Annotated in this window: 25 protein-coding genes; 20 read left to right on the top strand and 5 right to left on the bottom strand. The window is 36.2% G+C overall.

Annotation, left to right across the window (positions count from 1 at the left end; genetic code table 11):
* Positions 1 to 203: 203 nt before the first annotated feature.
* The 3 genes from GGQ92_RS13565 to GGQ92_RS13555 all read left to right on the top strand — a co-directional run bounded on the left by GGQ92_RS13565 (position 204) and on the right by GGQ92_RS13555 (position 2870).
* Positions 204 to 1346: a cysteine desulfurase family protein gene (locus GGQ92_RS13565; RefSeq protein ID WP_184250023.1), complete on the top strand. Its 1143-nt coding sequence runs from the start codon at positions 204 to 206 to the stop codon at positions 1344 to 1346.
* 6 nt (positions 1347 to 1352) lie between these two features.
* Positions 1353 to 2552 (top strand): tRNA uracil 4-sulfurtransferase ThiI, encoded by a 1200-nt coding sequence (gene thiI / locus GGQ92_RS13560; RefSeq protein WP_184250020.1) that lies wholly within the window; start codon positions 1353 to 1355, stop codon positions 2550 to 2552.
* Positions 2553 to 2666: 114 nt separating this feature from the next.
* Positions 2667 to 2870, top strand: a complete 204-nt coding sequence (locus GGQ92_RS13555) for an alpha/beta-type small acid-soluble spore protein (RefSeq protein ID WP_184250017.1) — start codon at positions 2667 to 2669, stop codon at positions 2868 to 2870.
* A 172-nt stretch (positions 2871 to 3042) separates the two neighbouring features.
* Here GGQ92_RS13555 and GGQ92_RS13550 read toward each other — a convergent pair whose 3' ends face one another.
* On the bottom strand, positions 3043 to 3846 hold the full coding sequence (locus GGQ92_RS13550) for an NAD kinase (protein WP_221437323.1): 804 nt from the start codon (positions 3844 to 3846) through the stop codon (positions 3043 to 3045).
* 128 nt (positions 3847 to 3974) lie between these two features.
* Between GGQ92_RS13550 and GGQ92_RS13545 the strand changes: the two genes are divergently transcribed.
* From GGQ92_RS13545 to GGQ92_RS13530, 4 genes are all read left to right on the top strand, one after another.
* The gene (locus GGQ92_RS13545; RefSeq protein ID WP_184250011.1) at positions 3975 to 4466 is read left to right on the top strand and encodes a hypothetical protein; all 492 of its coding nucleotides are present in this window, start codon (positions 3975 to 3977) and stop codon (positions 4464 to 4466) included.
* Positions 4466 to 4915 carry a GerW family sporulation protein gene (gene ytfJ, locus GGQ92_RS13540; protein WP_184250008.1) on the top strand — a complete coding sequence of 150 codons (450 nt, stop codon included), beginning with the start codon at positions 4466 to 4468 and terminating at the stop codon, positions 4913 to 4915. The genes GGQ92_RS13545 and ytfJ overlap by 1 nt, the downstream gene beginning before the upstream one ends.
* Before the next feature lie 210 nt (positions 4916 to 5125).
* Positions 5126 to 6097, top strand: coding sequence for a class I SAM-dependent methyltransferase (locus tag GGQ92_RS13535; RefSeq protein WP_184250005.1), 972 nt, complete (start codon positions 5126 to 5128; stop codon positions 6095 to 6097).
* Positions 6098 to 6252: 155 nt separating this feature from the next.
* Entirely contained in the window at positions 6253 to 7437 is a 1185-nt protein-coding gene (locus GGQ92_RS13530) for an acetate kinase (RefSeq protein ID WP_184250002.1), read from the top strand.
* 113 nt (positions 7438 to 7550) lie between these two features.
* Here the strand turns inward: GGQ92_RS13530 and GGQ92_RS13525 are convergent, their stop codons facing one another.
* Positions 7551 to 7994, bottom strand: coding sequence for a universal stress protein (locus GGQ92_RS13525; protein ID WP_184249998.1), 444 nt, complete (start codon positions 7992 to 7994; stop codon positions 7551 to 7553).
* A 265-nt stretch (positions 7995 to 8259) separates the two neighbouring features.
* On the opposite strand from GGQ92_RS13525, the gene GGQ92_RS13520 reads away from it, so the two are divergent.
* The 7 genes from GGQ92_RS13520 to GGQ92_RS13490 all read left to right on the top strand — a co-directional run bounded on the left by GGQ92_RS13520 (position 8260) and on the right by GGQ92_RS13490 (position 14625).
* Positions 8260 to 8769: a DUF4178 domain-containing protein gene (locus GGQ92_RS13520; RefSeq protein WP_184249995.1), complete on the top strand. Its 510-nt coding sequence runs from the start codon at positions 8260 to 8262 to the stop codon at positions 8767 to 8769.
* A gap of 12 nt (positions 8770 to 8781) precedes the next feature.
* Entirely contained in the window at positions 8782 to 9447 is a 666-nt protein-coding gene (locus GGQ92_RS13515; RefSeq protein WP_184249992.1) for a PspA/IM30 family protein, read from the top strand.
* Positions 9448 to 9602: 155 nt separating this feature from the next.
* Positions 9603 to 10256 (top strand): DUF4247 domain-containing protein, encoded by a 654-nt coding sequence (locus GGQ92_RS13510; RefSeq protein WP_184249989.1) that lies wholly within the window; start codon positions 9603 to 9605, stop codon positions 10254 to 10256.
* A 24-nt stretch (positions 10257 to 10280) separates the two neighbouring features.
* Positions 10281 to 10676, top strand: a complete 396-nt coding sequence (locus GGQ92_RS13505) for a DUF350 domain-containing protein (RefSeq protein ID WP_184249986.1) — start codon at positions 10281 to 10283, stop codon at positions 10674 to 10676.
* A gap of 34 nt (positions 10677 to 10710) precedes the next feature.
* Positions 10711 to 12264, top strand: coding sequence for a polyamine aminopropyltransferase (locus GGQ92_RS13500; protein ID WP_184249983.1), 1554 nt, complete (start codon positions 10711 to 10713; stop codon positions 12262 to 12264).
* 99 nt (positions 12265 to 12363) lie between these two features.
* Entirely contained in the window at positions 12364 to 13044 is a 681-nt protein-coding gene (locus tag GGQ92_RS13495) for a metal-dependent hydrolase (protein WP_184249980.1), read from the top strand.
* A gap of 267 nt (positions 13045 to 13311) precedes the next feature.
* Complete coding sequence (locus tag GGQ92_RS13490) at positions 13312 to 14625, top strand: DRTGG domain-containing protein (protein ID WP_184249977.1); 1314 nt, start codon at positions 13312 to 13314, stop codon at positions 14623 to 14625.
* Positions 14626 to 14687: 62 nt separating this feature from the next.
* On the opposite strand, the gene GGQ92_RS13485 is transcribed toward GGQ92_RS13490, so the two are convergent.
* Positions 14688 to 14993: a YtpI family protein gene (locus GGQ92_RS13485; RefSeq protein WP_184249974.1), complete on the bottom strand. Its 306-nt coding sequence runs from the start codon at positions 14991 to 14993 to the stop codon at positions 14688 to 14690.
* Between the two features lie 210 nt (positions 14994 to 15203).
* On the opposite strand from GGQ92_RS13485, the gene GGQ92_RS13480 reads away from it, so the two are divergent.
* Positions 15204 to 16148 carry a DHH family phosphoesterase gene (locus tag GGQ92_RS13480; protein WP_184249971.1) on the top strand — a complete coding sequence of 315 codons (945 nt, stop codon included), beginning with the start codon at positions 15204 to 15206 and terminating at the stop codon, positions 16146 to 16148.
* A 111-nt stretch (positions 16149 to 16259) separates the two neighbouring features.
* Here the strand turns inward: GGQ92_RS13480 and ytrI are convergent, their stop codons facing one another.
* Both ytrI and ytrH read right to left on the bottom strand, forming a co-directional pair.
* Positions 16260 to 16769 carry a sporulation membrane protein YtrI gene (ytrI, locus tag GGQ92_RS13475; protein WP_184249968.1) on the bottom strand — a complete coding sequence of 170 codons (510 nt, stop codon included), beginning with the start codon at positions 16767 to 16769 and terminating at the stop codon, positions 16260 to 16262.
* On the bottom strand, positions 16769 to 17101 hold the full coding sequence (ytrH, locus tag GGQ92_RS13470) for a sporulation membrane protein YtrH (RefSeq protein WP_184249965.1): 333 nt from the start codon (positions 17099 to 17101) through the stop codon (positions 16769 to 16771). Before ytrH ends, ytrI begins: the two co-directional genes overlap by 1 nt.
* Before the next feature lie 241 nt (positions 17102 to 17342).
* Between ytrH and GGQ92_RS13465 the strand changes: the two genes are divergently transcribed.
* From GGQ92_RS13465 to pfkA, 5 genes are all read left to right on the top strand, one after another.
* Positions 17343 to 20630 (top strand): DNA polymerase III subunit alpha, encoded by a 3288-nt coding sequence (locus GGQ92_RS13465; protein WP_184249962.1) that lies wholly within the window; start codon positions 17343 to 17345, stop codon positions 20628 to 20630.
* Between the two features lie 308 nt (positions 20631 to 20938).
* Complete coding sequence (locus tag GGQ92_RS13460; RefSeq protein WP_184249957.1) at positions 20939 to 21496, top strand: FadR/GntR family transcriptional regulator; 558 nt, start codon at positions 20939 to 20941, stop codon at positions 21494 to 21496.
* Positions 21497 to 21629: 133 nt separating this feature from the next.
* The gene (accD, locus tag GGQ92_RS13455; RefSeq protein WP_184249955.1) at positions 21630 to 22508 is read left to right on the top strand and encodes an acetyl-CoA carboxylase, carboxyltransferase subunit beta; all 879 of its coding nucleotides are present in this window, start codon (positions 21630 to 21632) and stop codon (positions 22506 to 22508) included.
* On the top strand, positions 22486 to 23451 hold the full coding sequence (gene accA / locus GGQ92_RS13450; RefSeq protein WP_184249951.1) for an acetyl-CoA carboxylase carboxyl transferase subunit alpha: 966 nt from the start codon (positions 22486 to 22488) through the stop codon (positions 23449 to 23451). Before accD ends, accA begins: the two co-directional genes overlap by 23 nt.
* Positions 23452 to 23728: 277 nt before the next feature.
* On the top strand, positions 23729 to 24688 hold the full coding sequence (pfkA, locus tag GGQ92_RS13445; protein WP_184249948.1) for a 6-phosphofructokinase: 960 nt from the start codon (positions 23729 to 23731) through the stop codon (positions 24686 to 24688).
* The last annotated feature ends 11 nt before the right edge of the window (positions 24689 to 24699 follow it).

Raw genomic sequence — 24699 nt, 5'->3', positions numbered from 1 at the left:
TAAAGGTTCTCTATCGGAAGTGGAAACCAAGCGTAGCGCGGTAGAATTTCCAGTTAAGTGTACAAAAAGAGAAAGCTCTATCTATTGAGGGTTTAGCGTCCTTGAGAAATACTTGACACAAACAAACAAAAAATGCTGGTTTTCGTTCCGCGGAAATTATGGTACTATATAAAGATTGTAATGAAAGTGAAGGAGGGGACAACATGATATATTTAGATAATAGTGCAACAACAAAGCCTAGAAAATCCGTAGTAGAAAGCTTCCATCAAGCTGCTTTACATTATTTTGGCAACCCTTCTTCTATTCATGGATTAGGTCAAGATGGAGAAAGATTGCTTAGAAAATCACGTCAACAAGCAGCGTCCATTCTACAAGTGGATGAGGATGAAATCATTTTTACATCAGGTGGAACAGAGGGGAACAATATGGCAATTAAAGGAACTGCCCTCGCCCATCAAAATAGAGGTAAACATATTATTACGACGGAGATAGAGCATCCTTCCGTTTTAGAAGCTTGCAAGTCATTAGAAATGCTTGGATTTGAAGTTACCTATTTACCCGTTAATGAAGAAGGTAGAGTATCTATCGATCGTTTAAAGGATAGTGTTCGTCACGACACGATACTTGTGTCTATTATGCATGTGAATAATGAAATAGGAACGATTCAGCCTATCCGTGAAATCGGACAAATTCTAAAGGATTATCCGAAAATTTTCTATCATGTAGATTTTGTTCAAGGATTCGGTAAAGTTCCTCTGTCCTTAAAAGAGTCTAAAGTAGATATGGCAACTATTTCAGGACATAAAATTCACGGTTTAAAGGGGACTGGTATTTTATATATAAGAAATGGTGTGAAAATATTCACATTAAATCACGGTGGTGGCCAAGAAAGAGGAGTTCGTTCTGGGACAGAGAATGTTCCTGGAATTGTTTCTTTAGTGAAAGCAATGCGACTTCAAGCAGAAGTACAAAATGAGAAAAGCAACCATTTACATGAATTAAAGCAATTTTTAACCCGAGAATTGAACAAAATAGAAGATGTGCGTATTAATACACCAGCAGAAAAATCTGCTCCACATATTGTGAATTTTTCTGTGCCAGGATTAAAACCAGAAGTTGTTATCCATGCATTAGAAGAGAATGAAATTTTTATTTCGACGAAGTCTGCATGTTCTTCTAAAAGTACGGACGAAAGTTTAGTGCTAGCAGCTTGTGGGAGAGAAAAAGAGATTACCACTTCTGGTCTACGTATTAGTATGTCTTATGATAATACAATAGAGGAATTAGAAGTTTTTCTAAACAAATTAAAAGAAGTACTACAAAAACTCTATGAAGTAATGAGGTAGATAAGAATGCAGTATGATCATATCGTCGTCCGTTATGGCGAGTTATCATTAAAAGGTAGAAATCGCAAAATTTTTACACATCAATTAGAAACGAATGTGAGAAAAGCTCTTCATTCGTATCCGAGTGTACGTATTGAAACACAATGGGATAGAATGTACATTAGACTGAACGGTGAAAATGGTGATAAAATATTAGACCGTTGTTCGTCAATTTTTGGTATACAAAATATGAGTTTGGCATTTAAAGTTAAAAATGAGATAGAGGAAATTAAGAAAGAGGCACTTCGCATTCTAACGGAAACAGAAGGAGTACGAACGTTCAAAATCACTACGAAACGATCTAATAAAAATTTTCCAATCGGGTCACAAGAAATAAATCACGTATTAGGCTCTCATTTACTAGTTAATACAGAAGATATTACAGTGGATGTGCATAACCCTGATTTAGAAATTACGGTAGATGTTCGATCTGATGCTACTTATTTGACGTCTAACAAAGTGGAAGGACCTGGTGGACTTCCAGTAGGTTCTTCTGGAAAAGCACTTTTACTTCTATCTGGTGGTATTGATAGTCCAGTGGCTGGCTATTTAACGATGAAACGAGGACTTGCACTCGAAGCAATTCATTTTCACTCACCTCCGTATACGAGTGAGCGTGCAAAAGAGAAAGTGTTGGATTTAGCACAAGAATTAGCCTATTATGGTCACTCTGTAAAGGTTCATATTATACCTTTTACGGCATTACAGCAGACTATCCATCGTGAAGTTCCAAATGGATATTCGATGACGATTATGCGTAGAATGATGATGCGTATTAGTGAACAAGTTGCAAAAAAACGCGGTATTTTATCATTAGTAACAGGAGAAAGTCTTGGACAGGTTGCAAGTCAAACAATGGAAAGTATGTTTGCGATTAATGCAGTAACAAACTATCCAGTCATACGACCACTAGTTACAATGAATAAAGAAGAAATCATCGATATATCAAAAGAAATAAACACCTATCCAATTTCTATAAGACCATATGAAGATTGTTGTACGGTATTTGTACCAAAATCTCCGAAAACAAAACCAAGACTTGAAAAAGTTGAAGAATTTGAGAAGGCAATCGAGACAGAAAAAGAGTTAGCCAACATTCTAGACAACATAGAAACCATTGAAATAAAAACTGAGCAAAAGCAACAAGAATGGGATGACTTGTTTTAATAACTCCAACAGTAAGATGTTGAGCAGATTAACAACAACTACCAATTAAATAAATGAATGAATTTACCTCATCTCGTGCATCATAGAAATGTACTCAAGAGGAGGTGAAACATCATGGCAAGCAACAACAACTCAAACCAATTACTAGTTCCTGGTGTAGAGCAAGCACTTAACCAAATGAAAACTGAGATTGCATCTGAATTTGGTGTAAACCTTGGTGCTGATACTACATCACGTGCTAACGGGTCAGTAGGTGGAGAGATTACTAAACGCCTTGTTCAAATGGCTCAACAGCAATTAAATGGTACACAACAATAATTAAATATTAAAAAATAATAGGTAACAAACAGCAAAAGGGATAGTGCAAAGACGCACTATCCTTTTTGTTGTATAAAGGTAGATTAAAAAAGGTGATATTCTTACCATGCAATGAAAGAATATCACCACCTAATCAAATTTCCTGTGTTAGCTTAGTTCTAGCTAAGTTTTTTTATAAGAAAGTCCTTTGTACACGATGCCAGAAAGAGTTGTTTTTCAATTTAACAGTCTTCACGATTTTATCACTGAGTTTAATATCAATCGTACGTATATTTTGTATGGAATACGCTTCATTATCTAAACCAATAATCGGATAATCATTTCCGTCTTGAACAATCTCTAAACGAAGTGAACGATTTTCATTTAGTATAAAGGAGGATCCGAGTGTTCTATATCGATTATTGTTTAAAGAAGCCAATTCAGAAACTTGGAAACAAGGAATTTTCGGGTCGATAACAGCGCCATTTGTAGATTTGTTATAGCCAGTACTTCCTGTAGGTGTAGAAACAATCAATCCATCACCACGGAAGGTCTCAAAGTACTCATCATCAATATAGAGATCCATTACAATTGATTTAATAATGGAGGAGCGGATGGTAGCTTCATTTAGACATTGAAGATCAGATTGACCATTAATGCTAACGTCAATTGTAGGGAATTTTCTTACTTCAATTTCATCCCGATTCATTGCGTTTAACATGCCTTGGATATCATCTAACTCGAAGTCACAATATAGACCATCTTCATTGCTACGCTTAATTCCCACATAAAGAGCGTCTTGTTTGAATTCGGTTTTTCTTAGCGCTTGCAAAAATTCACTATCTCCGCCAATGCTTGCGATAATATTGGCTTCATCAGGCGTTGTTACTACTTTATAGCCATATTGTTCAACCTCTTCTTGTAAAGCAGTAAATTTAGACTCGGTACCTTTCTCTTTTTTGTAATAGAAAAAGATAGTATTTCTGTGCTTTGACATAACATGTGCCTCCAGTCTTTCGAGAATTTCTTCTATCATATCACTTTTTTTTTGTGAAACCCAATTATTAAGAATCGATGATTAAGTTGTTCCAATACAGTAAATACTATCCAATAGGTGGTGGTTACATGATTTTTTGGATTATCGGTATCCTATTGTTAATTATAGTTATAATTATTATTTTTATCGCATTCTCAACCGTTTATATGACGATCAACTTACATATAGATGATGAAAGTGCCTATTTTAACGTACGAGCATCTGTCTATTTTTTTACAATATATAAGAAAACCATTCAACTAGATGAATTAAGCCTGCCTAAAAGTGAGGGAAAACGCAAAGAGGAATTACGTCCTTTATTGAAGCGTTTACGACAGGAAATACAATTGGAATGGATAGAAGGGGATATTGTAGTAGGAACAGATGACGTAGTACTGAATGCTATGATTTATCCGTTTTTAACGACAATAAAAGAATGGCTAAACCAAGAAAAGAACTGGCAATTGAATGTTGCAGCGGATTTTGCAGGCAACGACTGGTATGTAAAAGGTTCTTGTATGATATCGATAAAACTTGTTAAAACTATAAAAGCATGGAAGCTTAGAAAGGAGTACGTTTAATGTCTGATGAAAACAAACACCCATTAGAAGGTTTTATGTCGTTAACGATGGAAAATTTAAAGCAAATGATCGAAGTGGACACTGTTATAGGAAAGCCGATTGACTCTCCGGATGGGAGTGTTATCATCCCACTTTCTAAGGTGAAATTCGGTTTCGCTGCAGGAGGTAGTGAATTCACTGGAGGCAGTGAAAAGAGTGGTGGAGGCGGTGAAGGAAACAGTAGTGAGGAAGAGTCAATCATCCCATTTGGTGGGGGGAGTGGTGGCGGTGTGTCGATTACTCCTTCAGCATTTTTAATTGCAAAGAAAGATGGGGTGGAGTTGCTCTCATTTAACGAATCGAATAGCGCTTATGATAAACTTTTGGAAAAAGCACCGCAACTAGCGGAGCAAATTACCGAATGGATGAAAGATAAGAGAGAACTGAAAAAAGAAGAAGAGAAAAAATAAAGTGTATCTGCACAAATGCATTCAAGTAGACGAAAACACCTGCTGCCATCATAATAGATTAACAGCAGGTGTTTTTGTTTGGACATAATTAAATGGAAGAATCGCACACCATTTTTACACTACCTTTTTAATGTTTTAGGTGAAATGTTAGTATGAAATAGAGGATTTGTTATAGAGAAAACAAGATTTTTTAGAGCGGGAGGAAACATAATGACATTTGAAGTAGAAAAAGCATTTTATACATTGGACAAACTAATTGAAACCTACATGGAAGCTAATAACGAACCATATTTAGATAGCCTTTCTATCGTCATGCAATCACTTCAGAAGGGTGAGGTCCCAAATGGAGTGAATTCACAATCTTTTAATCAGCTTTACGAAACAGTAAATCAAGAAGGCACGGACGGTGAATCAGTACGAAAAACTATTCAATTGGCACTAATAAAAGGGATGAAGGGCTCAACACAGCATCAACATGTGATAACACCTGATTCGGTTGCCATGTTTATGGGGTATTTTATTCAAAAATTAATGAAGGACGAGCAAGCTTTTCGTATTTTTGATCCAGCTAGTGGAGCGGCAAACTTACTTACAACGGTTATGAATCAAGTTAAAGCAGAAATCCAAGGATATGGTAGTGAAATTGATCCTACATTGCTACAAATAGCAGTGGCAAGTGCTAATCTACAACAATTAAATATTGAATTCTTTCACCAAGATAGCTTGCAAAAATTATTATTAGATCCTGTAGATGTAGTAGTTGCTGATTTGCCTGTAGGATACTATCCAGATGACATGAATGCATCAACGTATAAACTGCAAGCTAAAGAGGGACACTCGTATGCCCATCATTTATTCATAGAGCAAGGAATGAATTACACCAAAACTGGAGGGTATTTATTATTTTTAGTACCTAATTTCCTTTTTACAAGTGATCAAAGTGAACAGCTACAAGAATACTTAAGAGAAAATGCTCATATTATTGGATTTCTTCAACTGCCATTATCAATGTTTAAATCAGAACAACATGGGAAAAGTATCTTTATTATTCAGAAAAAAGGTAAAGGTACGAAACCTCCAAAAGAAACATTAATGGCTGCACTGCCTTCCTTAAAAGATCCGAACAAGACATCCGCGATTTTGCGCCAAATTGATTCGTGGTTCCAAAAAGAAATGGGTTAAAGTTATCAGAAAATAAAGATTTTTCAAAGGAAACGTTATCATTAGACCTTTCTGTTGCAAATAAGATTAGACGGTGGTTAAAATGGATATGAAGCCAGAGGAAATAACAATAAAATTGATCATACAGTCAGCGATAAGAAGAAAGGATTGAAAGCATGCAAAGAATATTGGCAATAAATGCCGGAAGTTCTTCCTTGAAGTTTCAATTAATCGAGATGCCGAATGAGGTAGAGGTAGCGAAAGGTCTAATTGAGAGAATAGGAATCGAAAATTCTGTATTTACGATAGAATTTAATGATAATAAAGAAACAATGACAACAGATATACCGAACCATGGAGTTGCGGTAAAACTGTTACTCGAACAGTTAACATCTGTAGGTGTAATCCAAAGCCTAGATGAAATTGATGGAATTGGACATCGTGTTGTCCATGGTGGAGAGAAATTTAATGATTCTGTCTTAATTACAGATAAAGTAATTGAGGAAATTGAAGAAGTATCCGAATTAGCGCCACTTCACAATCCAGCTAACTTAACGGGTATTCGCGCATTTAAAGAAGTATTACCAAATGTTCCTGCAGTAGCTGTATTTGACACTGCTTTTCACCAGACCATGGCAAAGCAATCTTACTTATATAGTCTTCCATACGAATATTACGAAAAGTACGGAATTCGTAAATATGGTTTCCACGGAACATCTCACAAGTATGTTTCGGAACGAGCAGCTGAATTAATGGGATTACCATTAGATCGACTGAGACTCATTTCATGTCACTTAGGTAATGGTGCAAGTATTGCTGCAATCGAAAACGGAAAGTCTATTGATACATCAATGGGATTCACTCCGTTGGCGGGTGTAACAATGGGGACAAGATCTGGTAATATTGATCCTGCACTGATCCCTTACATTATGGAGAAGACTGGTAAAACAGCTCACGAAGTTATGAATGTCTTGAATAAGCAAAGTGGAATGCTTGCACTTTCTGGATTCTCAAGTGATTTACGAGATATTCAAGAACGTGCAGATGAAGGTGACGAACGTGCAAAATTAGCACTAGGCGTGTTTGCAGATCGTATTCACAAATACATTGGTTCATATGCAGCTAGAATGCATGGAGTAGATGCAATTATCTTTACTGCAGGTGTAGGTGAAAATAGTATAACAATTAGAGAACGAGTTCTTAAAGGTCTTGAATTTATGGGTGTTTATTGGGATCCATCTCTCAATAATGTGCGTGGAAAAGAAGCATTTATTAACTATCCACATTCACCTGTTAAAGTCATTATTATTCCTACAAATGAAGAAGTAATGATTGCAAGAGACACACTTCGCTTAATTTAAAAATAACAAATAAGAAATCCGAACGACCATGGAGGAAGTGGAAACAGTTCCTATTGGTCATTCGGATTTTTCTTTTTTTGCTGAATAAAGAATGTCCTTATTTATCCTAACTTTTAACTTCTAACTACTAACACATCACAGGAAGCATGGCGTGTTATGCTTTCGGATACGCTGCCGATTAAGAATCGTTCTACAGTATTCATTCCGGTAGCACCACAAATAATTAAATCTACTTCAAATTTATTTGCTATGTCTTTGGGGATTTTCACTTTTGGAGAGCCTATTTCTACGTGTGTCGTTATTTCAGTAATACCTTTTTTTTCTGCGCGATTTTTATAGTCATCTAAAAGGGATTGTGCATAATTTTCTGATCTCTTTGCTAAAGTTTGATCGTATACTTCTGGTGCGACCGTCGTAATCGTTCGGGTATCGATTATGTGAACAAGATATAATTCTGCATCATTTCGATGCACGATATCAATTGCTTTTTTAAAGGCTAGTTCTGAAGCATCAGATCCATCGACTGCAACTAAAATTTTATCATATTCAAAAGACATTTCGATCGCTCCCTTCTATTCTTCATCTATATTATATCACGTACACGTTTACATGTGTTGCAATATATATAGTTCATTCCACATTTTTAATCTAAAAAAACATAAATATAGTAATTTGATGTAATTGTTCGCACATGAATAGAAAAGTCTCAAGATTTCCTGTAACATAAAATAATAAATAAATTTCTAAAAAAAACGAAACTTTTTAATAAAAGTAACCGTAAATGATACTAACACCCGATTGAAAGAGAAGAGGTGCACCTAAGTGGGTTTGATATCAAAGCTTTTTTCTAAAGAAAAAAAGACAAAAGAGGTGAAGGCTAGAGATCCATTTACCATACAAGTTGGCGATATTGTCGAATATGACCTAGAAGACTATGAGACAGTTGGTAAAATAGCTTATCGACAAGGTAAGTATGAATGGTTCAGTTATCAGCTTACAGGAGCCAATAAATCGATTTGGCTTTCAGCTTCAATGGATGATGAAGTAGAGCTAGGGATTTATAAACCAATAAAATTACCTCGCGCTAGAGATATTCCGAATGAACTCACATATGAAAATGAGACATATTACTTTATAGAGAAGGGTGAAGCTCTAGTAACTGGTGAGGGTAGAAGTGAAAATCTTACAGGTCAAACCGTTACTTATGCTGAATATGCTAAGGAAGATGATAGTTCGTTTCTTAGTATAGAAATCTGGGGTAGTGAGGTAGAAGTGAGTATTGGCTATCCAATAAAGCCATTTGAAATAAAAATAATTGCAGGTTCTAACTAAGGAGGAATTTAAATGTTTCAATTTTTTAAACGAGTAAAAACAGTAGTAAGCTCTGAGTTGAATTCGATGCTAGACAAAGCGGAAGATCCAGTAAAAATGTTAGATCATTTTATGCGAGATATGGCAGAAGATATTCGAGAAGCCGAAACAGCTGTAGCAAAACAAATAGCGAATGAGAAAATGCTTAAGCGTAAGTATGATGATGCTGAAGCGTTAGTACAAAAACGTCAACAGCAAGCTGAGCAAGCCATTGAAGCTGGAAATGAAGACTTAGCACGTCGAGCATTAGAGGACAAAAAAGACCATGAAGCAAATGCAGTAAGTCTAAAAGAATCTTGGGAACGTACGAAATCAGACGCTGATGCATTACGTGAGAAGCTAGATGAAATGAAAAAGGAATATCAGCAGATGCAGTTGAAGAAGGATTCATTAAAAGCACGTGCCGAATCTGCAAAAGCACGAACTAAAATGAATCGTTCCTTATCATCCATTGATAATAACCAGTCGAAACGTGGTTTTGAACGAATGGAAGAAAAGGTTCTTCGTTTTGAAGCAGAAGCAGATACATCCGAGGATATCTCTCAAGCATCAAAAACACTTGATGATGAATTTAAAGACTTAGAAAAGAGCAGTGTTGATAGTGAATTGGAAGAATTAAAGAAAAAACTAGGTAAATAACCCGACACCACCATGGAAAGAACCGTCATTACGTACGGTTCTTTCCGACTTTATCATGCATAAAATTAAAAGAAACCCAAAACTACATTGGAATATTAGCGTAATGCATTATATTATAAATAATGGTTGATTATTTAGTAAGGAGGTGGAAGGTATTGCAACGATATGTTTTAGGGGGAATCGTATTCTTATCACTAGTTTTATTAGCAAGTTGCAGTAATTCCTCTTATACAGAATTCTCTTCCTATAACGATAATGATTCGATTAAAGACCAGTTAATTGGTGAACCATCGAGGGAAGAAATAGTAAACCAATTAGAGAATAATACAGCTCCGACTTTAGAAGGAATAATTGGTAATTCATTTACATTTATCGAAAGTGTCTCTGGGGAACAATCTGTTTCTAATGTCTATGCTACTTCTGAACTTGACGTACAGGAGTTGGCGGAATTACTAGTTCATACTACAAACCCTGAAGAAGTCAGTGATTACATAGATCAACAACAAATTCTCATTTATCCCGATCACTTTGTATTTATTAAAGATAGTGAAGTGGACGCGGATGTAACGATTATTGAGGTTGCGACGGATGAGTTTGTTCGTAATAATTACTCTCCGAATTTCTTATCTACCTACTTTACAATACGATTGATCGACTCTATGCTTGGCGCAGATGATTGGTCTAGAAATAGGAGTAGATATTGCCGGACGAATGATTGTTATGGAGGTTATACAACTAATAGAAGTGGAACGACAAAGCAACGTGGTATGGGGTCCTTCCGAGGCGGTGGCCCAAGTGCGGGGAAATAAACAAATTAGAATGGAGGAATAGATATGGAACCATTTATTTTAACGTTTCTTTACTTTATCGTAGCAGTTGTAACAGTTTTAATAGGATTGCTTATATTCGAATGGATGACACGTCAATATAAGGATTGGGAAGAAATTAAGCAAGGAAATCAAGCAGTAGCCCTTTCAATAACTGGCAAAATTATCGGTATCTGTATTATCTTAGTATTTGCAATATATCATAGTATAGAAATCATCGAGACAATTATATGGGGTGCGTTTGGTGTTTTCCTACAGTTGATAGCCTATTTATTATTCGAAGCTTTCACGCGTAAATTTTCTGTGGAAGAGCAATTGAAAGATAATAATATCGCTGTCGGTATTATTTCACTAGGAGTTTCAATTGGATTAGCATTTGTAATCGGTGCATCTATTACATAAGGATAAGTTGTAAACTTTAGAAAGTGGTCATTTTATGGACGTAAAACAGACAAAACAAAGTAATTTTATTTATTGGGCATCGGGTATCGTTTCGATTTGTGGCATTGTATTTGAAGTGTTATTTGGTGCCATCGGTTCTTATATACTAGGAGACGGCGTCAAACAGTATACATTAACGATTTCACTTTTCTTAACGGGAATGGGGATTGGTGCAAGTTTAAGTGAGAAAGTTACTGGAAATTTGGTGCTATCTTTTATTTATATTGAATATTTAGTGGCCTTAATTGGTGGCTTTTCGAGCTTAACTATGTTTACCCTGACAGCATTTGGTGCCAATGGTATTGATGCACTATTCCTTTACACAATCACACTAGTAATTGGAGCATTAACAGGGGTAGAACTCCCGATTTTAATAAGAAAAGCAAATGAAATAGGAGTCACGCTTGAGCGTTCTACAGCTCGTGTACTATTTTCTGACTATGCTGGTGGCTTAATAGGAGGTTTACTATTTGTTTTCTTTCTAAGACCACAGCTAGGAATGATACAATCTGCTTTCTTTGTTGGTTGTATTAATTTAATTGTTGCACTCGTCATACTTTTCCTATTCCGAAAAGAAATTAAGAGAGTCATGTTACATACTGTGATAGGAACTGTCATAGCGATACTATTGCTATTAGGTTTATTGTTCGGTCAGCCACTTACATCCAAACTAGAGCAAAAGATGTATAGTGATCCAATTATATATATGGAAGAAAGCACGTATCAAAAAATAGTATTAACTCGCCAAGGGGAAGATATCCGATTCTATTTAGATGGTGGATTACAATTTAGCTCAATCGATGAGCATCGATATCATGAGGTATTAGTTCATCCTGTTATGTCTATAACTGAAAAGAGCAATATTTTAGTGCTTGGTGGAGGGGATGGATTAGCGGTAAGAGAAATTCTGAAGTATGACGATGTTGAGCATATTACGGTAGTAGATTTAGACCCGGCTGTAGTTGATTTAGCTATCGGACACCCTTTTTTAAAAGAATTAAATAAGCAGGCCTTTCAACATGAAAAGGTCACTGTGGTTCATGACGATGCATTTGAATTTTTAAAATCTGGTTCAGATCTTTATGATGTAATCATTGTTGATTTACCAGATCCGAATAACGAAAGTATTAATAAATTATATACGAAAGAGTTCTACTCGCTAGTGCGCAATCACCTACAACCTTGGGGAGCAGCTATGATACAAGCGACTAGTCCTGTTTTTGCTGTGGAAGTTTATTGGACAATCCATCATACAATTGAATCGACAGGCTTGTTTACGATACCTCTTCATGTGGATGTGCCAAGCTTTGGTAACTGGGGATTTGTATTAGCAAGTAGAAAGGAAGTTGAAGTCGCTGAGCTATTTATCGAAGAGAAAGTGCAAACGAAATATATTACGAATGATTTAATAGAGAGTCTCACAACATTTGGAAAAGATGAGGATGCCAATATTGTTGATCGTAATGGGGAAAAGAAAGAACTAGAGATTAATACGTTAATAAACCCTATTCTTCTTCCGATTTATGAGGATTCTTGGAAATATTATTAAAAATATGTTTATGCGTAAACAATTAGGGTAAATGGTTTGGTAGAGTATACACCATCAATATACAATTCAAATCATAAAATGGATAAGGAGTGTTAGGATTTGCAGGTATCGTTTCATGGCCAATCATGTGTAAAAATTAAAACGAAACGGCATACTATTTTAATTGATCCATTTATTACGGGAAATGGATTAAGCGACTTAAAAGCTGGTGAGGAAAATCCAGACGTTATTTTACTCACTCATGGACATAACGATCATGTTGGAGATACGGTTTCAATAGCCAAGAGAACAAACTGTTTAGTAGTAGCTCCAAATGAATTGGCTGTTTATTTAGGTTCAAAAGGATTAAACACCCATCCGATGCACATTGGCGGTAGCTATACATTTGATTTTGGTAAAGTAAAACTTACACCAGCATTTCACGGATCCATGTTTGAAGATGAGGATGGTACTAAAGTTTACGGTGGTATGCCAGCAGGTATCTTGTTTATGGCAGAAGGGAAGACAATCTATCATGCGGGGGATACGGCTTTATTCTCTGATATGAAGTTAATTGGTGAGTTTCATGAAGTGGATGTGGCATTTTTACCGATAGGAGACAATTTCACTATGGGACCTGAAGATGCTTTAATAGCGGCTGAATGGGTAAACGCCAAGAAAGTTGTACCTGTTCATTACAATACGTTTCCACTTATTGAACAAGATGGAGAGGCGTTTGCTAAAAAAATAAAGACTGGTCAAGGTGTTGCTCTTAAGCCAGGAGAAACATTGAATATTTAAAACCTAGATATATGTTGTCTAGGTTTTTTTGTTATGATGAATTAAATAAAAGTTGCAGTATCCAATGTATAAAATCACTTTACGGATGATAATACTACTTATCTAGTGGTACAGTATGAATAATTAAGCTAAAACAGTGATACATTAAATAAAATCTAATCCTTGATTTTATTTAATTTTTGCAGGGAATTGAATCTTTTTTCAGAGAACTGTATAATAAAAGTAAGATTAAAATTATTAGTACAGTGAAAGAACGGTGAGCGACGATTGGCTACGAAACATGAACAAATATTAGACTATATTGATTCCTTAAAAGTAGGTAGCAAGATTTCCGTTAGGCAAATTGCAAAACAATTACATGTAAGCGAAGGAACTGCTTACCGTGCGATAAAGGAAGCAGAGAATAGTGGATTAGTAAGTACGATTGAACGGGTAGGAACGATTCGAATAGAACGGAAAAAGAAAGAAAACTTTGAAAACCTTACATTTGCAGAAATAGTAGGGATAGTGGATGGCCAAGTACTTGGTGGTCGCGAAGGCTTATATAAGACGTTAAATAAATTTGTTATAGGTGCGATGAAGCTTGATGCAATGATGCGTTATACAGAGAAAGATTCGTTGTTAATTGTCGGAAATCGAACAGAGGCACACCAATTAGCAATACAAGAAGGTGCGGCGGTACTTATAACGGGTGGATTTGATACAAGTGAGGAAGTAAAACGTTTAGCAGATATGAAGGAATTGCCTATTATTTCAACAAGCTATGATACTTTTACTGTAGCTGCTATGATAAATCGAGCAATATACGACCAATTAATTAAGAAAGAAATCGTTTTAGTAGGAGATATATATACGAAACTTGAGAAGACTTACTATCTTCATATGAAGGATAAAGTATCAAAATGGTATGAAATGGAAGAGGAAACGACGCATGCTCGTTATCCAATTGTGGATACAGAAAAGAAAGTGGTTGGTGTGGTTACCTCTAAGGATGTTATTGGAAAGGATCGAGAGTTACTTATTGAGCGCGTTATGACAAAAAATCCATTAACCGTTTTAAAGGAAACATCTCTCGCCTATGCAGCCCATATGATGGTGTGGGAAGGGATCGAAATCATGCCTGTTGTGAACAATCACCATGAATTAGAAGGTTTGATATCACGTCAAGATGTTTTAAAGGCATTACAACATATCCAAAAACAACCACAAGTTGGAGAGACGATTGATGATATTGTATCGACTTATTTTGAAGAAGTGAATTCCGATGTATCACACCCTAAATATAGTGCAAAAATAACGCCACAAATGACGAATCAATTGGGTACATTATCCTATGGTGTGTTTGTGTCGTTTGCAATAGAAGCAGCAAGACGGATGCTTCGAAAGTTAAAAAAAGGTGATCTTGTTGTTGAAAATATTACCGTATATTTTTTGAAGCCGATACAATTAGATACGATTGTAGAATTCCGTCCACGTATTATTGATATTGGTAGGAAATCAGCGAAAATTGATATAGAAGCAGTTGATGGAAGAAAAATCGTCGGTAAATCATTGTTAATGGCGCAACTAATCGATCGATAATCTTAACAAAAAAGCACAGAGGATTACTCTCCCTCTGTGCCGAAGAAAATTCTTGGAGAGAATTACGTATTAGAGGTTCTCTCCGATATCTTTTTCCACTCACCCTTATAATGACGAAAACGATTGAAGCCTGCTACTATTTGTACAATTCCTACGATGACAAAGACGATACCAATGTATAACGAAAGTTTGGTCATATAGAATATGTATTGATTCACTCCATATCCAGCGATAAATAAACCTAATGCGATCCTTGCTTTTGCATTCATAATTTCTTTTTTTACTGGCTCAGGTTCCTTCGGTATTCTAACTTTATAATAAATAAACATAAAGAACGCTATGGAGAAAATAATGATTAAGCCTATCAATTCAAAACCCCTTTCCATTTCCCTACTATATTATTTTAGCTTTAATAGGATTCAAATACCAGAAATTTAAATACAATGAGTATGCAAGACAATTATTTTGTTATAGAGTAGAAAAGAAGGCACAAAATATTAATTAGAATAGCTATTGTTTATTTTAAGATTTAAACGGAATATGCATAGTATGAAATGAAAAACTGAAGGAGCAAATGAATGATTACTCAACAAATACTAGACAAAATAAAAGAATACAACCAAATTATTATTCACCGTCATGTGCGTCCCGATCCTGATGCTTATGGATCACAGAACGCTTTAGCAGAAATTATTAAAGAGAGCTTTCCTGAAAAGAAGGTAGCTGTAGTTGGAGAAGAAGAGGAGTACCTTCATTTCTTGGCGAAAATGGATACAATCCCTGACACGATTTTTGAAGATGCGTTAGTGATTGTTTGTGATACAGCTAATCAGGAACGTATATCTGATACTCGGTATGTAAAAGGAAAAGAATTGATAAAAATTGACCACCATCCGGTCGTTGATGCTTATGGTGATATTCAATGGGTGGACACAGATGCAAGTTCAACAAGTGAGATGATTTATCAATTTTACGAGGACAATAAAGAACAATTAGTTATGAATAATCGTGCAGCAAAATTAATTTACTGTGGAATAGTAGGAGATACAGGGAGATTCCTATTTCCAAGCACTACTAATCGAACATTTGAATATGCTGCCGAATTAGTGAAGTATTCGTTTGATCGGACAGAAATGTATCAGGAGATGTATAAAACGACGATAGATATTGCTCGACTAAGAGGTTATATACTTCAAAATGTTCACATCTCTAGAAAAGGTGTCAGCCACGTAAAAATTACAAAAGCATTACTAGAGGAATTCCATTTGCAGCCAAATGAAACAAGTGCTGTAGTAGGTGTGCTTGGAGATATAGAAGGTATTAATGTATGGGGAATCTTTGTAGAAGAAGATGATTGTATTAGAGTGCGCCTTCGTTCAAAAGGGCCAGTTATTAATACAGTAGCAGCGAAATTTGAAGGTGGAGGTCATCCACTTGCTGCAGGAGCAAAAATATATAACTGGGACCAAATGGAAGAGGTCCTTACAGAATTAGAAAATGCCTCTGACGAATATTATGGCTAATAAAATACCCTATAGGATTTAATAATTATAATAGTAGGAACCGCTCCGATTTCAAATAAATCGTTCGGTTCCCGCTGCTTTTGAATGTATTGTCCTGGCTCTTTAAAATTGTTAACTAGCAGTTTCTAGTTCTATCGATAAATGAAGATTATTCGCTACTACTAATTTCTTGACTGTACCTCTATATTTAAAATCATCTACTTCTAACGTCTTGTTCTCGATACTAGAGACTAACAAATCTAGAGCAGTATTTACTTCATTTACAGGTTTACCTAACAAGTGACTTGTTTCTTCTGAAATGGAGTCTTTTAGTAATTGAACCATAATCCGATCGTTCTCTAATTTTAACTCCTTTAAATTAGTAAATTCTATTTCTACCTCTTGTAATGTCATTTCTTCTTTTGATTCTTTATCTAATGCCTCGTGATTTTTTAATAGTGTTTCGTAGCTTTGGTTTAGTTCTTGTAGTGATGTACGAAGACTAAGATTTTCTTCTATCCACTCTTGTTGCAGTTCACCGAATATAAATAAAAAGACAAAATAGGCACATATTGCACCAACAACAGAACCTGCAAAGAAACGTTGCCATGCTGGCCGCTTAAAATAAGGGGGGATATGCATTATTGAATTTCCTCCTGAATTAGCCATTCAATGATGAGGAGAGCAGTTTGTGCACCGCCCATAGCTGTGATGATAAAGATGATTTGTTTTACGATATCGATCGTAGAACCTTCAAAAAAACCACGCTCAAAACTATAAATCGCATCAAATGTACCACCAATAGCAGCAACAATTGCCCAAATTCGTAAGCTTTTTGCAATACGAGAAATTTGTGTAAATGGCGCTTCACCTACAGCGAAAGCACCTATACTACCAATTAATGAGCCACCTATCATTACACCAAAGGCAATAAAATAACATTGAACTAACGTTGAAATAAATCGCTCCTCCAAAGCCGGATTCCTCCGATCCAATAGGCTAGTACTATATATATGTTTTATATCACGCTTGCATGATTAAAACGGTATTTTAAACATAGAGATTAATCCTCTTTTTCTAATTTGCTATAATAGAAGATAGGAGAAAAAATACTAATAAGAATAAACGATTAATGAATATATTTTAAATCATGAAAGATAACGTAGCGATAAGAGTTAGATACATATCGCTATCATTTAGAGGGTGGGGACACATATGGGGTTAACAGAATTACAAGTTACTTCAGGCTATAGTTTGCTCCAGAGCACCATTCAAATTAAGCCACTTGTAAAACATGCAAAAGAATTAGGCTATCAACACTTAGCTCTAACAGATAATAGTGTTCTTCACGGCGCTATTTCCTTTTATAAAGAATGTATCGCACATAATATACATCCTATTATCGGCATTACGATACAGCTTACACTGGATGATGAGTCTTTCTTTGCGATTGGTTTAGCAAAGAACAACAAAGGCTATCAACACCTACTTGCGTTCAGTTCCACGTTTCAACAGCAACAAACATTAGATTGGAAGCAATGGTTAGAAGCCGAAGAGAATATATATACAATTTTACCAATACAGCAATGGGGAATGGCCGTAAATGATTCCTCTCATCTTATTCACAAACTGATGGAGACTAACCCTTCCGTAATCATTGGGTTACCGACGTGGAACGAGGACAAGCAACAGCTTATTCAGTTTTGTGAAGAAAAGAGAGTGAAAGCTGTCTATACTTCAGATGTTCGTTATCTAGAAGAACAAGACAAGCTACCATTACAATCGCTTAGAGCGATAGCGAATGACACGGTTATAGATAAGCATACTCAGACAGTAGAAGGATCCAAATTACTAACGATGGAGGAAATGAATCAGGCATGGGGAGCATATCCTAGCATTATTGAAAATACGATTCAGATTGCAGAATCTTGCCAAGTGAACATTCCTTTAAACCAGCAACTATTGCCAAAGTACTCGGTTCCGTTGTCTGAAACGGCTGATAGTTATCTAGAAAAAATTTGTCGAGAAGAACTAAAGAAAAAGTATCCGGAAGAACCGAATGAAGTAGTGCAACGCTTAGACTACGAGCTAGAAGTTATTCAATCGATGAAATTTAGTGATTATTTCCTTATTGTTTGGGATTTCGTTAAATATGCAAAAGAAGCGAATATTATGGTCGGACCAGGAAGGGGTTCTGCAGCAGGTTCTCTAATATCTTATTTATTAGATATAACGACGGTTGACCCAATAAAGTATGATTTACTATTCGAGCGATTTTTAAATCCAGAACGTGTTTCGATGCCAGATATTGATATTGATTTTTCGGATGAGAAGAGAGACCAAGTTATTAAGTATGTTACAGAAAAATATGGAACAGAGCATGTGGCGCAGATTATTACTTTTGGGACTTTTGCTGCTAGATCTTTACTACGTGAGTTATTCAAAGTGATGGAAATTAAAGAAGAAGATGCGGCATATATTTTAAAAACGTTGCCAAGGGATGCAAATGGAACTATTCCAGAATTAGTTAAAAGGTCGCAAGAATTAGTTGATTATATTAAACAATCGAAACAGTTACAATTGTTATTCAAAATCGCTCATCGGTTGGAAGGATTGCCAAGGCATATATCCACACACGCAGCCGGAGTGATTATTAGCGATCGACCACTCGTTGAATATACACCAACATTACCATCTAGCCATGGGACGCTATTAACCCAATTCCATATGGGGGATTTAGAAGCAATAGGCTTATTAAAGATGGATTTTCTAGGACTTCGAAATCTAACATTATTAGAACGAATGCAAAATCAAATTGAGTATCATTATGGTACTCCTATTTCTTTGAGTAGGAACGATTTTACTGATGAGAAAACGTTCGCCTTACTACAACAGGGCGGAACGAACGGTATCTTTCAATTGGAATCTCAAGGAATGCAAAATGTTTTACGTGAACTTAAGCCGACAGAGTTTGAAGATATTGTAGCAGTTAACGCATTATATCGTCCAGGTCCAATGGAATTTATTCCGCAATATATAGAGAGAAAACATCGTCAACAACCAATCACATATCTTCATAGTGATTTAAAGCCGATTCTTGAAAAAACAAATGGCGTTTTAGTATATCAAGAACAAATTATGCAAATTGTTCATAAGATGGCCGGCTTTACGTATGGAGAAGCCGATATTTTAAGAAGAGCTGTCAGCAAGAAGGAAAGCAAAACGTTGGGAAGTATGCGAGATAAGTTTGTAAAAGGCTGTGAGCGGAACGGTTATACCAAAAATGTTGCAGAGGAAATATTTCAATGGATTTATCGTTTTTCTAATTATGGATTTAACCGAAGTCACGCAGTTGCCTATAGTGTGATTTCCTATCAACTAGCATATATTAAGGCAAACTATCCTTTGGTTTTTTATACGGAAATCTTAAGTATGAATATAGGGAATATAGATAAAATTCAGATGTACATTCGAGAAGCGAAGAATCATGGAATTACAATCCTACCTCCTTCGATAAATAAAAGTATAGGTAAATTTAAAATAGAGGGTAAGGCAATTCGAGTTGGGCTAGGTTTATTAAAAGGTATTGGATTTCAAGCCATCCATGAACTAATCCAAATTAGGAAAAAACAACCGTTTAAAAGTTTGTTTGATTTTTGCTTGCGTACACCAACATCAAAATTAAATCGTTCGATGATTGAAACGCTTATACTGTCCGGCGCTTTTGATGAAACACATGACAATCGTGCCACATTACTCGCTACATTAGATGAAGCGATGGAACAAGGAGAGTTATTTAAAGAATTTGCAGATCAGCTTGATTTTTTTCAAGACGACCTTGATTTAAACACGGCCTATACGGAAATTGCGCCATTTCCGATTGTTCGTCAATTGATGATGGAGAAAGAAACAGTTGGTTTTTTCTTGTCCGATCATCCATTACAAGAAGTACGACCACAACTTAAAAGGATTGGTTACGATACCATCACGAATCAAAAGAGGAAGAAAAACGTTAAATTAACGGTAGCTGTTCAATCACTTCGAGTCATACGTACAAAAAAAGGTGAAACAATGTCTTTTGCTGAGTTCAATGATGAGAGTGGAGAGATAGACGGGGTCCTATTTCCTCAACTATTCCGTCAAGTGAATCATTGGTTAAAGGAAGATATCTTTGTATATATAGAAGGAAGATTGGAAGAGCGAAATGATAAGTTGCAAGTAATCGTACGAACTATCGAACCTTATAACTTAGGAGAAGCTTCCGTTGAAACATCTAGTATATATATAAGGGGTAGGGAAGAAATAAAAGACAAAGTCACAAAGATTCTCCAGCAACTCGTCATAAAGCACCCTGGAAATTCACCGATTTATTTTTATGATGAATCAAACAAAAAGCTTTACAAACTTGCAGATTCTTATAAGCTTACAAATTCATGGTATGTAATAGATGAATTGAAGCGGCAATTTGGAGAACAAAATGTTGCGATAAAACAAGAAGAGTAAAGGATGAATGGAGTCGTTTCGATATCTGAAGCGGCTTTTTTCTATTTAATCAAATATAAATGAACATATATTTATTTGGCTTTGTCAGAGAATGAAGAAAATAATCGAAGGAGAGAAGAACATATCGATACTTTACATCAACTAATGATTTGGTATAATGTAATAGTTAAACGAGAACTGGTCTGACCAGTGTGGTGCCTTTTTAAAAAGACAAGAAAGTTGCCCAGCTTTAACACCAATCCCCTCGAGATTTTAAGCTTGTCGGGGATGAACAAGGCGCCTACGCTTTTCTAGTTAGGGGGTACGGGATGGTGCAACAAGTAAAAGTTTATCAAGAGGTACTTGATGAAATTCATAGATTAATAAAAGAAGAAGGCATCATGCCAGGAGACAAGCTTCCGTCAGAAAGAACACTAGCTACCCAGCTTAATGCCTCCAGGTCGTCAGTTAGAGAAGCGCTGCGAGCTATCGAACTTTTAGGGATGATCGTAACCCGTAGAGGTGAAGGTACATATTTACGTGACTATAAAAGTTTTCAGGTGATGCAATTACTCGCAACTTTCGTATTACAAGACACGCAGACTGTCGAAAATTTAACAGAAGCGATAGAGTTATTAGAAAACTTCGCTATTGAGAAGGCAAAGGTTAAAATTGTACCTAGTGAACTAGATGAGCTAAAACGAATAATTAATAGCAATCAATCTGATCGTGAGAAGCATCATTTGTTTTTTGAGAGAATTTTTAACTATGCTGATAACCAATTGATTTTTCATATATGGCGATTAATGCAAGATTTTGAAGAAGGCTTAAAAACAGATGTGAAGTACAACTATCCATATGAACGAGTCATTATGCAGTTAGAATAATTTTTGATCATAAATGCTCTTGAATGAAGTAAGTCCATTAGCTTGTTTATCAACTTAATCGAGCCATAATCTAATGTATAACAATCGTGACTTTCGAATATATTGTTTTAGTGAGCTAAAGGAGGAATTTTCCTTGTTGAAGGATTTATTTGGCAAAAAGAAGAGATACGCTTCGATACCTAGCGAAGCAGGAAAAAAGGATGTACCAGAAGGGTTAATGCAAAAATGTCAGGGTTGTCAAAAAATATATTATCAGAAAGAAATGCAAAAGAACTTAAACGTTTGCCCAGATTGTGGTCATCATCATATGATTACTGCTTACGAGCGCATAGACAGTTTATTTGATGAGGGAACTTTTGAAGAATGGGATAAAGAGCTTTTATCAGAGAATCCATTAGATTTTCCTCAATATGAAGACAAATTACAAAAAGATCGTGTGAAAACAGGGTTAAATGAGGCTGTAGTAACCGGTGTAGGTACGATTCATGGTGTGAGAACAGCTGTCGCTGTAATGGATGCTCGTTTCCGAATGGGAAGCATGGGTTCTGTAGTAGGAGAAAAGATTACAAGAGCAATTGAAAATGCCAGAATGGAGAAAATTCCTGTTATTGTTTTTGCTGCATCTGGAGGAGCCAGAATGCAGGAAGGAATTCTTAGCTTAATGCAAATGGCAAAAACGTCCATAGCTATTCAACGTCTTCATAGCGAGAATGGACTATTTATATCCGTTATGACCAATCCTACTACAGGTGGCGTTTCTGCAAGCTTTGCGTCTATTGGTGATTACAATTTTGCCGAGCCAGGAGCATTGATTGGCTTTGCCGGTAGAAGAATTATTGAGCAGACGATTCGTGAGAAACTTCCGGATGATTTTCAAACAGCAGAATTTCAAATGAAACACGGACAATTAGACAAAGTTATTCCGAGATGTGAAATGAGAGATACGCTTGGAACTATCTTATCGATTCATCAGACAGGAGGTGCGGATTTTGAAACAAGTACTGGAATTTGAAAAGCCAATTGTTGAATTGAGAGATAAAGTTGAGGAACTAAAGAAATTAACACAAGATAGTGATATCGACTTAACGGAAGAAATTAATAAGATGGAAGCACGCCTAGAAAAATTAGAACAACATATTTATGGCAATTTGAAACCTTGGGAACGTGTCCAAATTGCAAGACATCCAGAACGACCAACAACTCTTGATTACATTGACGAAATATTTACTGATTTTATCGAATTCCATGGCGACCGACTTTTTGGTGAGGACGAGGCTGTAGTTGCTGGTATTGCAAGGTTTCATGGCTTGCCAGTAACCGTGATTGGACAACAAAGAGGAAAAAACACGAAAGACAATATCCACCGAAATTTTGGTATGCCTCATCCTGAGGGGTATCGAAAAGCACTTCGTCATATGAAACAAGCAGAGAAATTCAATCGTCCGATCATTACGTTCATTGACACAAAAGGTGCTTATCCTGGAAAAGCAGCAGAGGAACGGGGTCAAAGTGAAGCAATCGCGAGAAACTTGGTTGAAATGGCAGGATTGAAAGTCCCGATTATTTGTATCGTAATTGGAGAAGGAGGAAGTGGGGGAGCTCTAGCTTTAGGGATTGGAGATCATATCCACATGTTAGAGAACTCTACTTATTCTGTTATTTCACCAGAAGGAGCCGCAGCACTATTATGGAAAGATTCTGCGAAAGCGGAAAAAGCAGCGGAATCACTCAAGATTACGACACCAGATTTAAAGAGTTTAGGTGTAATCGATGAAATAATCGAGGAGCCGCTGGGTGGTGCCCATAGAAGTCCAGGTGTACAAGCTGCCAATATAGAAAAAGTTATTCAAGAATCTCTTGCTGACTTGAGGGATATGTCAGGTGAAGAACTGATTGAACGTCGTTGGGAGAGATACAAAACCATCGGGGAGATTAAAATACCTACAGAGGTGTAACACAAAAAGCTATCTTGGTCTATTGACTGGATAGCTTTTTTCATGGATTCGAAACTTCTTTACAACACAAATGTAAAATACTTAGAATGATAGATGCTATAAATAGGAAATAAAAATATACGAATTGTTTAATTCAAGGAATAGGATGGTTTTCAGGTGTCTTTATCCTCATATTAATGTATAATGAAATGTGGTAATCTTATTGTTTAAAGTAGAGAGTAATTGGGGATTATGAAAGAAAGGACAATCTATTCTTTCACAAAAAGAGGTGAATCATATGAAGAAAATTGGTGTTCTCACAAGTGGAGGAGACGCTCCAGGAATGAATGCTGCGGTGCGAGCTGTCGTACGTAAGGCTTTGTATCATGATCTGGATATTTACGGAATTTATTATGGTTACGATGGTCTGATGGAAGGCAATATTCAGAAAATGGAGTTAGGTTCCGTTGGTGATATTATCCAACGTGGAGGAACTATTTTATATTCTGCACGCTCAGATGATTTTAGGACTGATGAAGGTCAAATGCGTGCCATCGAACAAATGAAGAAAATAGGCTTAGAAGGTCTTATTGTAATTGGTGGAGATGGGACTTTTAGAGGAGCGCAAAAGTTAACAGAAAAAGGTTTTCCTTGTATTGGTGTACCTGGGACGATTGATAATGATATTTCTGGTACAGACTTTACAATCGGATTTGATACAGCGCTAAATACAATTGTTGATGCGGTGGACAAAATTCGTGATACTGCAACTTCACATGAACGTACATATGTAATAGAAGTAATGGGAAGAGATGCAGGCGACTTAGCACTATGGGCAGGTTTAGCAAACGGTGCAGAAAGTGTCATCATCCCTGAAAGAAATGAAGATTTTGAAAATGTTATTGCTAAGTTAAAACGCGGGCAAGAGCGTGGTAAGAAGCATAGTATTATTCTGCTAGCAGAAGGTGTTGGTAGTGGGGTAGAATATGGACAGCGTATTAAAGATGAGACAAACATGGAAACAAGAGTGACTGTATTAGGACATATTCAGCGAGGCGGTTCACCGTCTGGCTTTGATCGTGTGCTTGCGAGTCGACTTGGTGCCCGTGCAGTAGACCTCTTGATGGAAGGTATCGGAGGTAGAATGGTAGGGATCCAAAATAATGTTGTGGTACACCATGACATTAACGAAATACTAAATAAAAAGCATCATATTAATATGAAAATGTACGAGCTTTCTAACCAGCTATCTATTTAAGGAGAGCAATG

This window comes from Gracilibacillus halotolerans (assembly GCF_014206945.1).
Classification (GTDB): Bacteria; Bacillota; Bacilli; order Bacillales; family Amphibacillaceae; genus Gracilibacillus; species Gracilibacillus halotolerans.
This window is presented reverse-complemented; position numbering and strand designations above follow the sequence as displayed.

Bases quoted from the DNA above. Each gene is read 5' to 3' on its own strand.
- GGQ92_RS13550 (WP_221437323.1), bottom strand. From the start codon at position 3,846: ATGTCAAAGCACAGAAATACTATCTTTTTCTATTACAAAAAAGAGAAA.
- GGQ92_RS13565 (WP_184250023.1), top strand. From the start codon at position 204: ATGATATATTTAGATAATAGTGCAACAACAAAGCCTAGAAAATCCGTA.
- pfkA (WP_184249948.1), top strand. From the start codon at position 23,729: ATGAAGAAAATTGGTGTTCTCACAAGTGGAGGAGACGCTCCAGGAATG.
- GGQ92_RS13465 (WP_184249962.1), top strand. From the start codon at position 17,343: ATGGGGTTAACAGAATTACAAGTTACTTCAGGCTATAGTTTGCTCCAG.
- GGQ92_RS13480 (WP_184249971.1), top strand. From the start codon at position 15,204: ATGATTACTCAACAAATACTAGACAAAATAAAAGAATACAACCAAATT.
- ytfJ (WP_184250008.1), top strand. From the start codon at position 4,466: ATGTCTGATGAAAACAAACACCCATTAGAAGGTTTTATGTCGTTAACG.
- thiI (WP_184250020.1), top strand. From the start codon at position 1,353: ATGCAGTATGATCATATCGTCGTCCGTTATGGCGAGTTATCATTAAAA.
- GGQ92_RS13525 (WP_184249998.1), bottom strand. From the start codon at position 7,994: ATGTCTTTTGAATATGATAAAATTTTAGTTGCAGTCGATGGATCTGAT.
- GGQ92_RS13515 (WP_184249992.1), top strand. From the start codon at position 8,782: ATGTTTCAATTTTTTAAACGAGTAAAAACAGTAGTAAGCTCTGAGTTG.
- GGQ92_RS13555 (WP_184250017.1), top strand. From the start codon at position 2,667: ATGGCAAGCAACAACAACTCAAACCAATTACTAGTTCCTGGTGTAGAG.
- GGQ92_RS13500 (WP_184249983.1), top strand. From the start codon at position 10,711: ATGGACGTAAAACAGACAAAACAAAGTAATTTTATTTATTGGGCATCG.
- GGQ92_RS13535 (WP_184250005.1), top strand. From the start codon at position 5,126: ATGACATTTGAAGTAGAAAAAGCATTTTATACATTGGACAAACTAATT.
- GGQ92_RS13505 (WP_184249986.1), top strand. From the start codon at position 10,281: ATGGAACCATTTATTTTAACGTTTCTTTACTTTATCGTAGCAGTTGTA.
- GGQ92_RS13530 (WP_184250002.1), top strand. From the start codon at position 6,253: ATGCAAAGAATATTGGCAATAAATGCCGGAAGTTCTTCCTTGAAGTTT.
- GGQ92_RS13545 (WP_184250011.1), top strand. From the start codon at position 3,975: ATGATTTTTTGGATTATCGGTATCCTATTGTTAATTATAGTTATAATT.
- ytrI (WP_184249968.1), bottom strand. From the start codon at position 16,769: ATGCATATCCCCCCTTATTTTAAGCGGCCAGCATGGCAACGTTTCTTT.
- GGQ92_RS13460 (WP_184249957.1), top strand. From the start codon at position 20,939: ATGGTGCAACAAGTAAAAGTTTATCAAGAGGTACTTGATGAAATTCAT.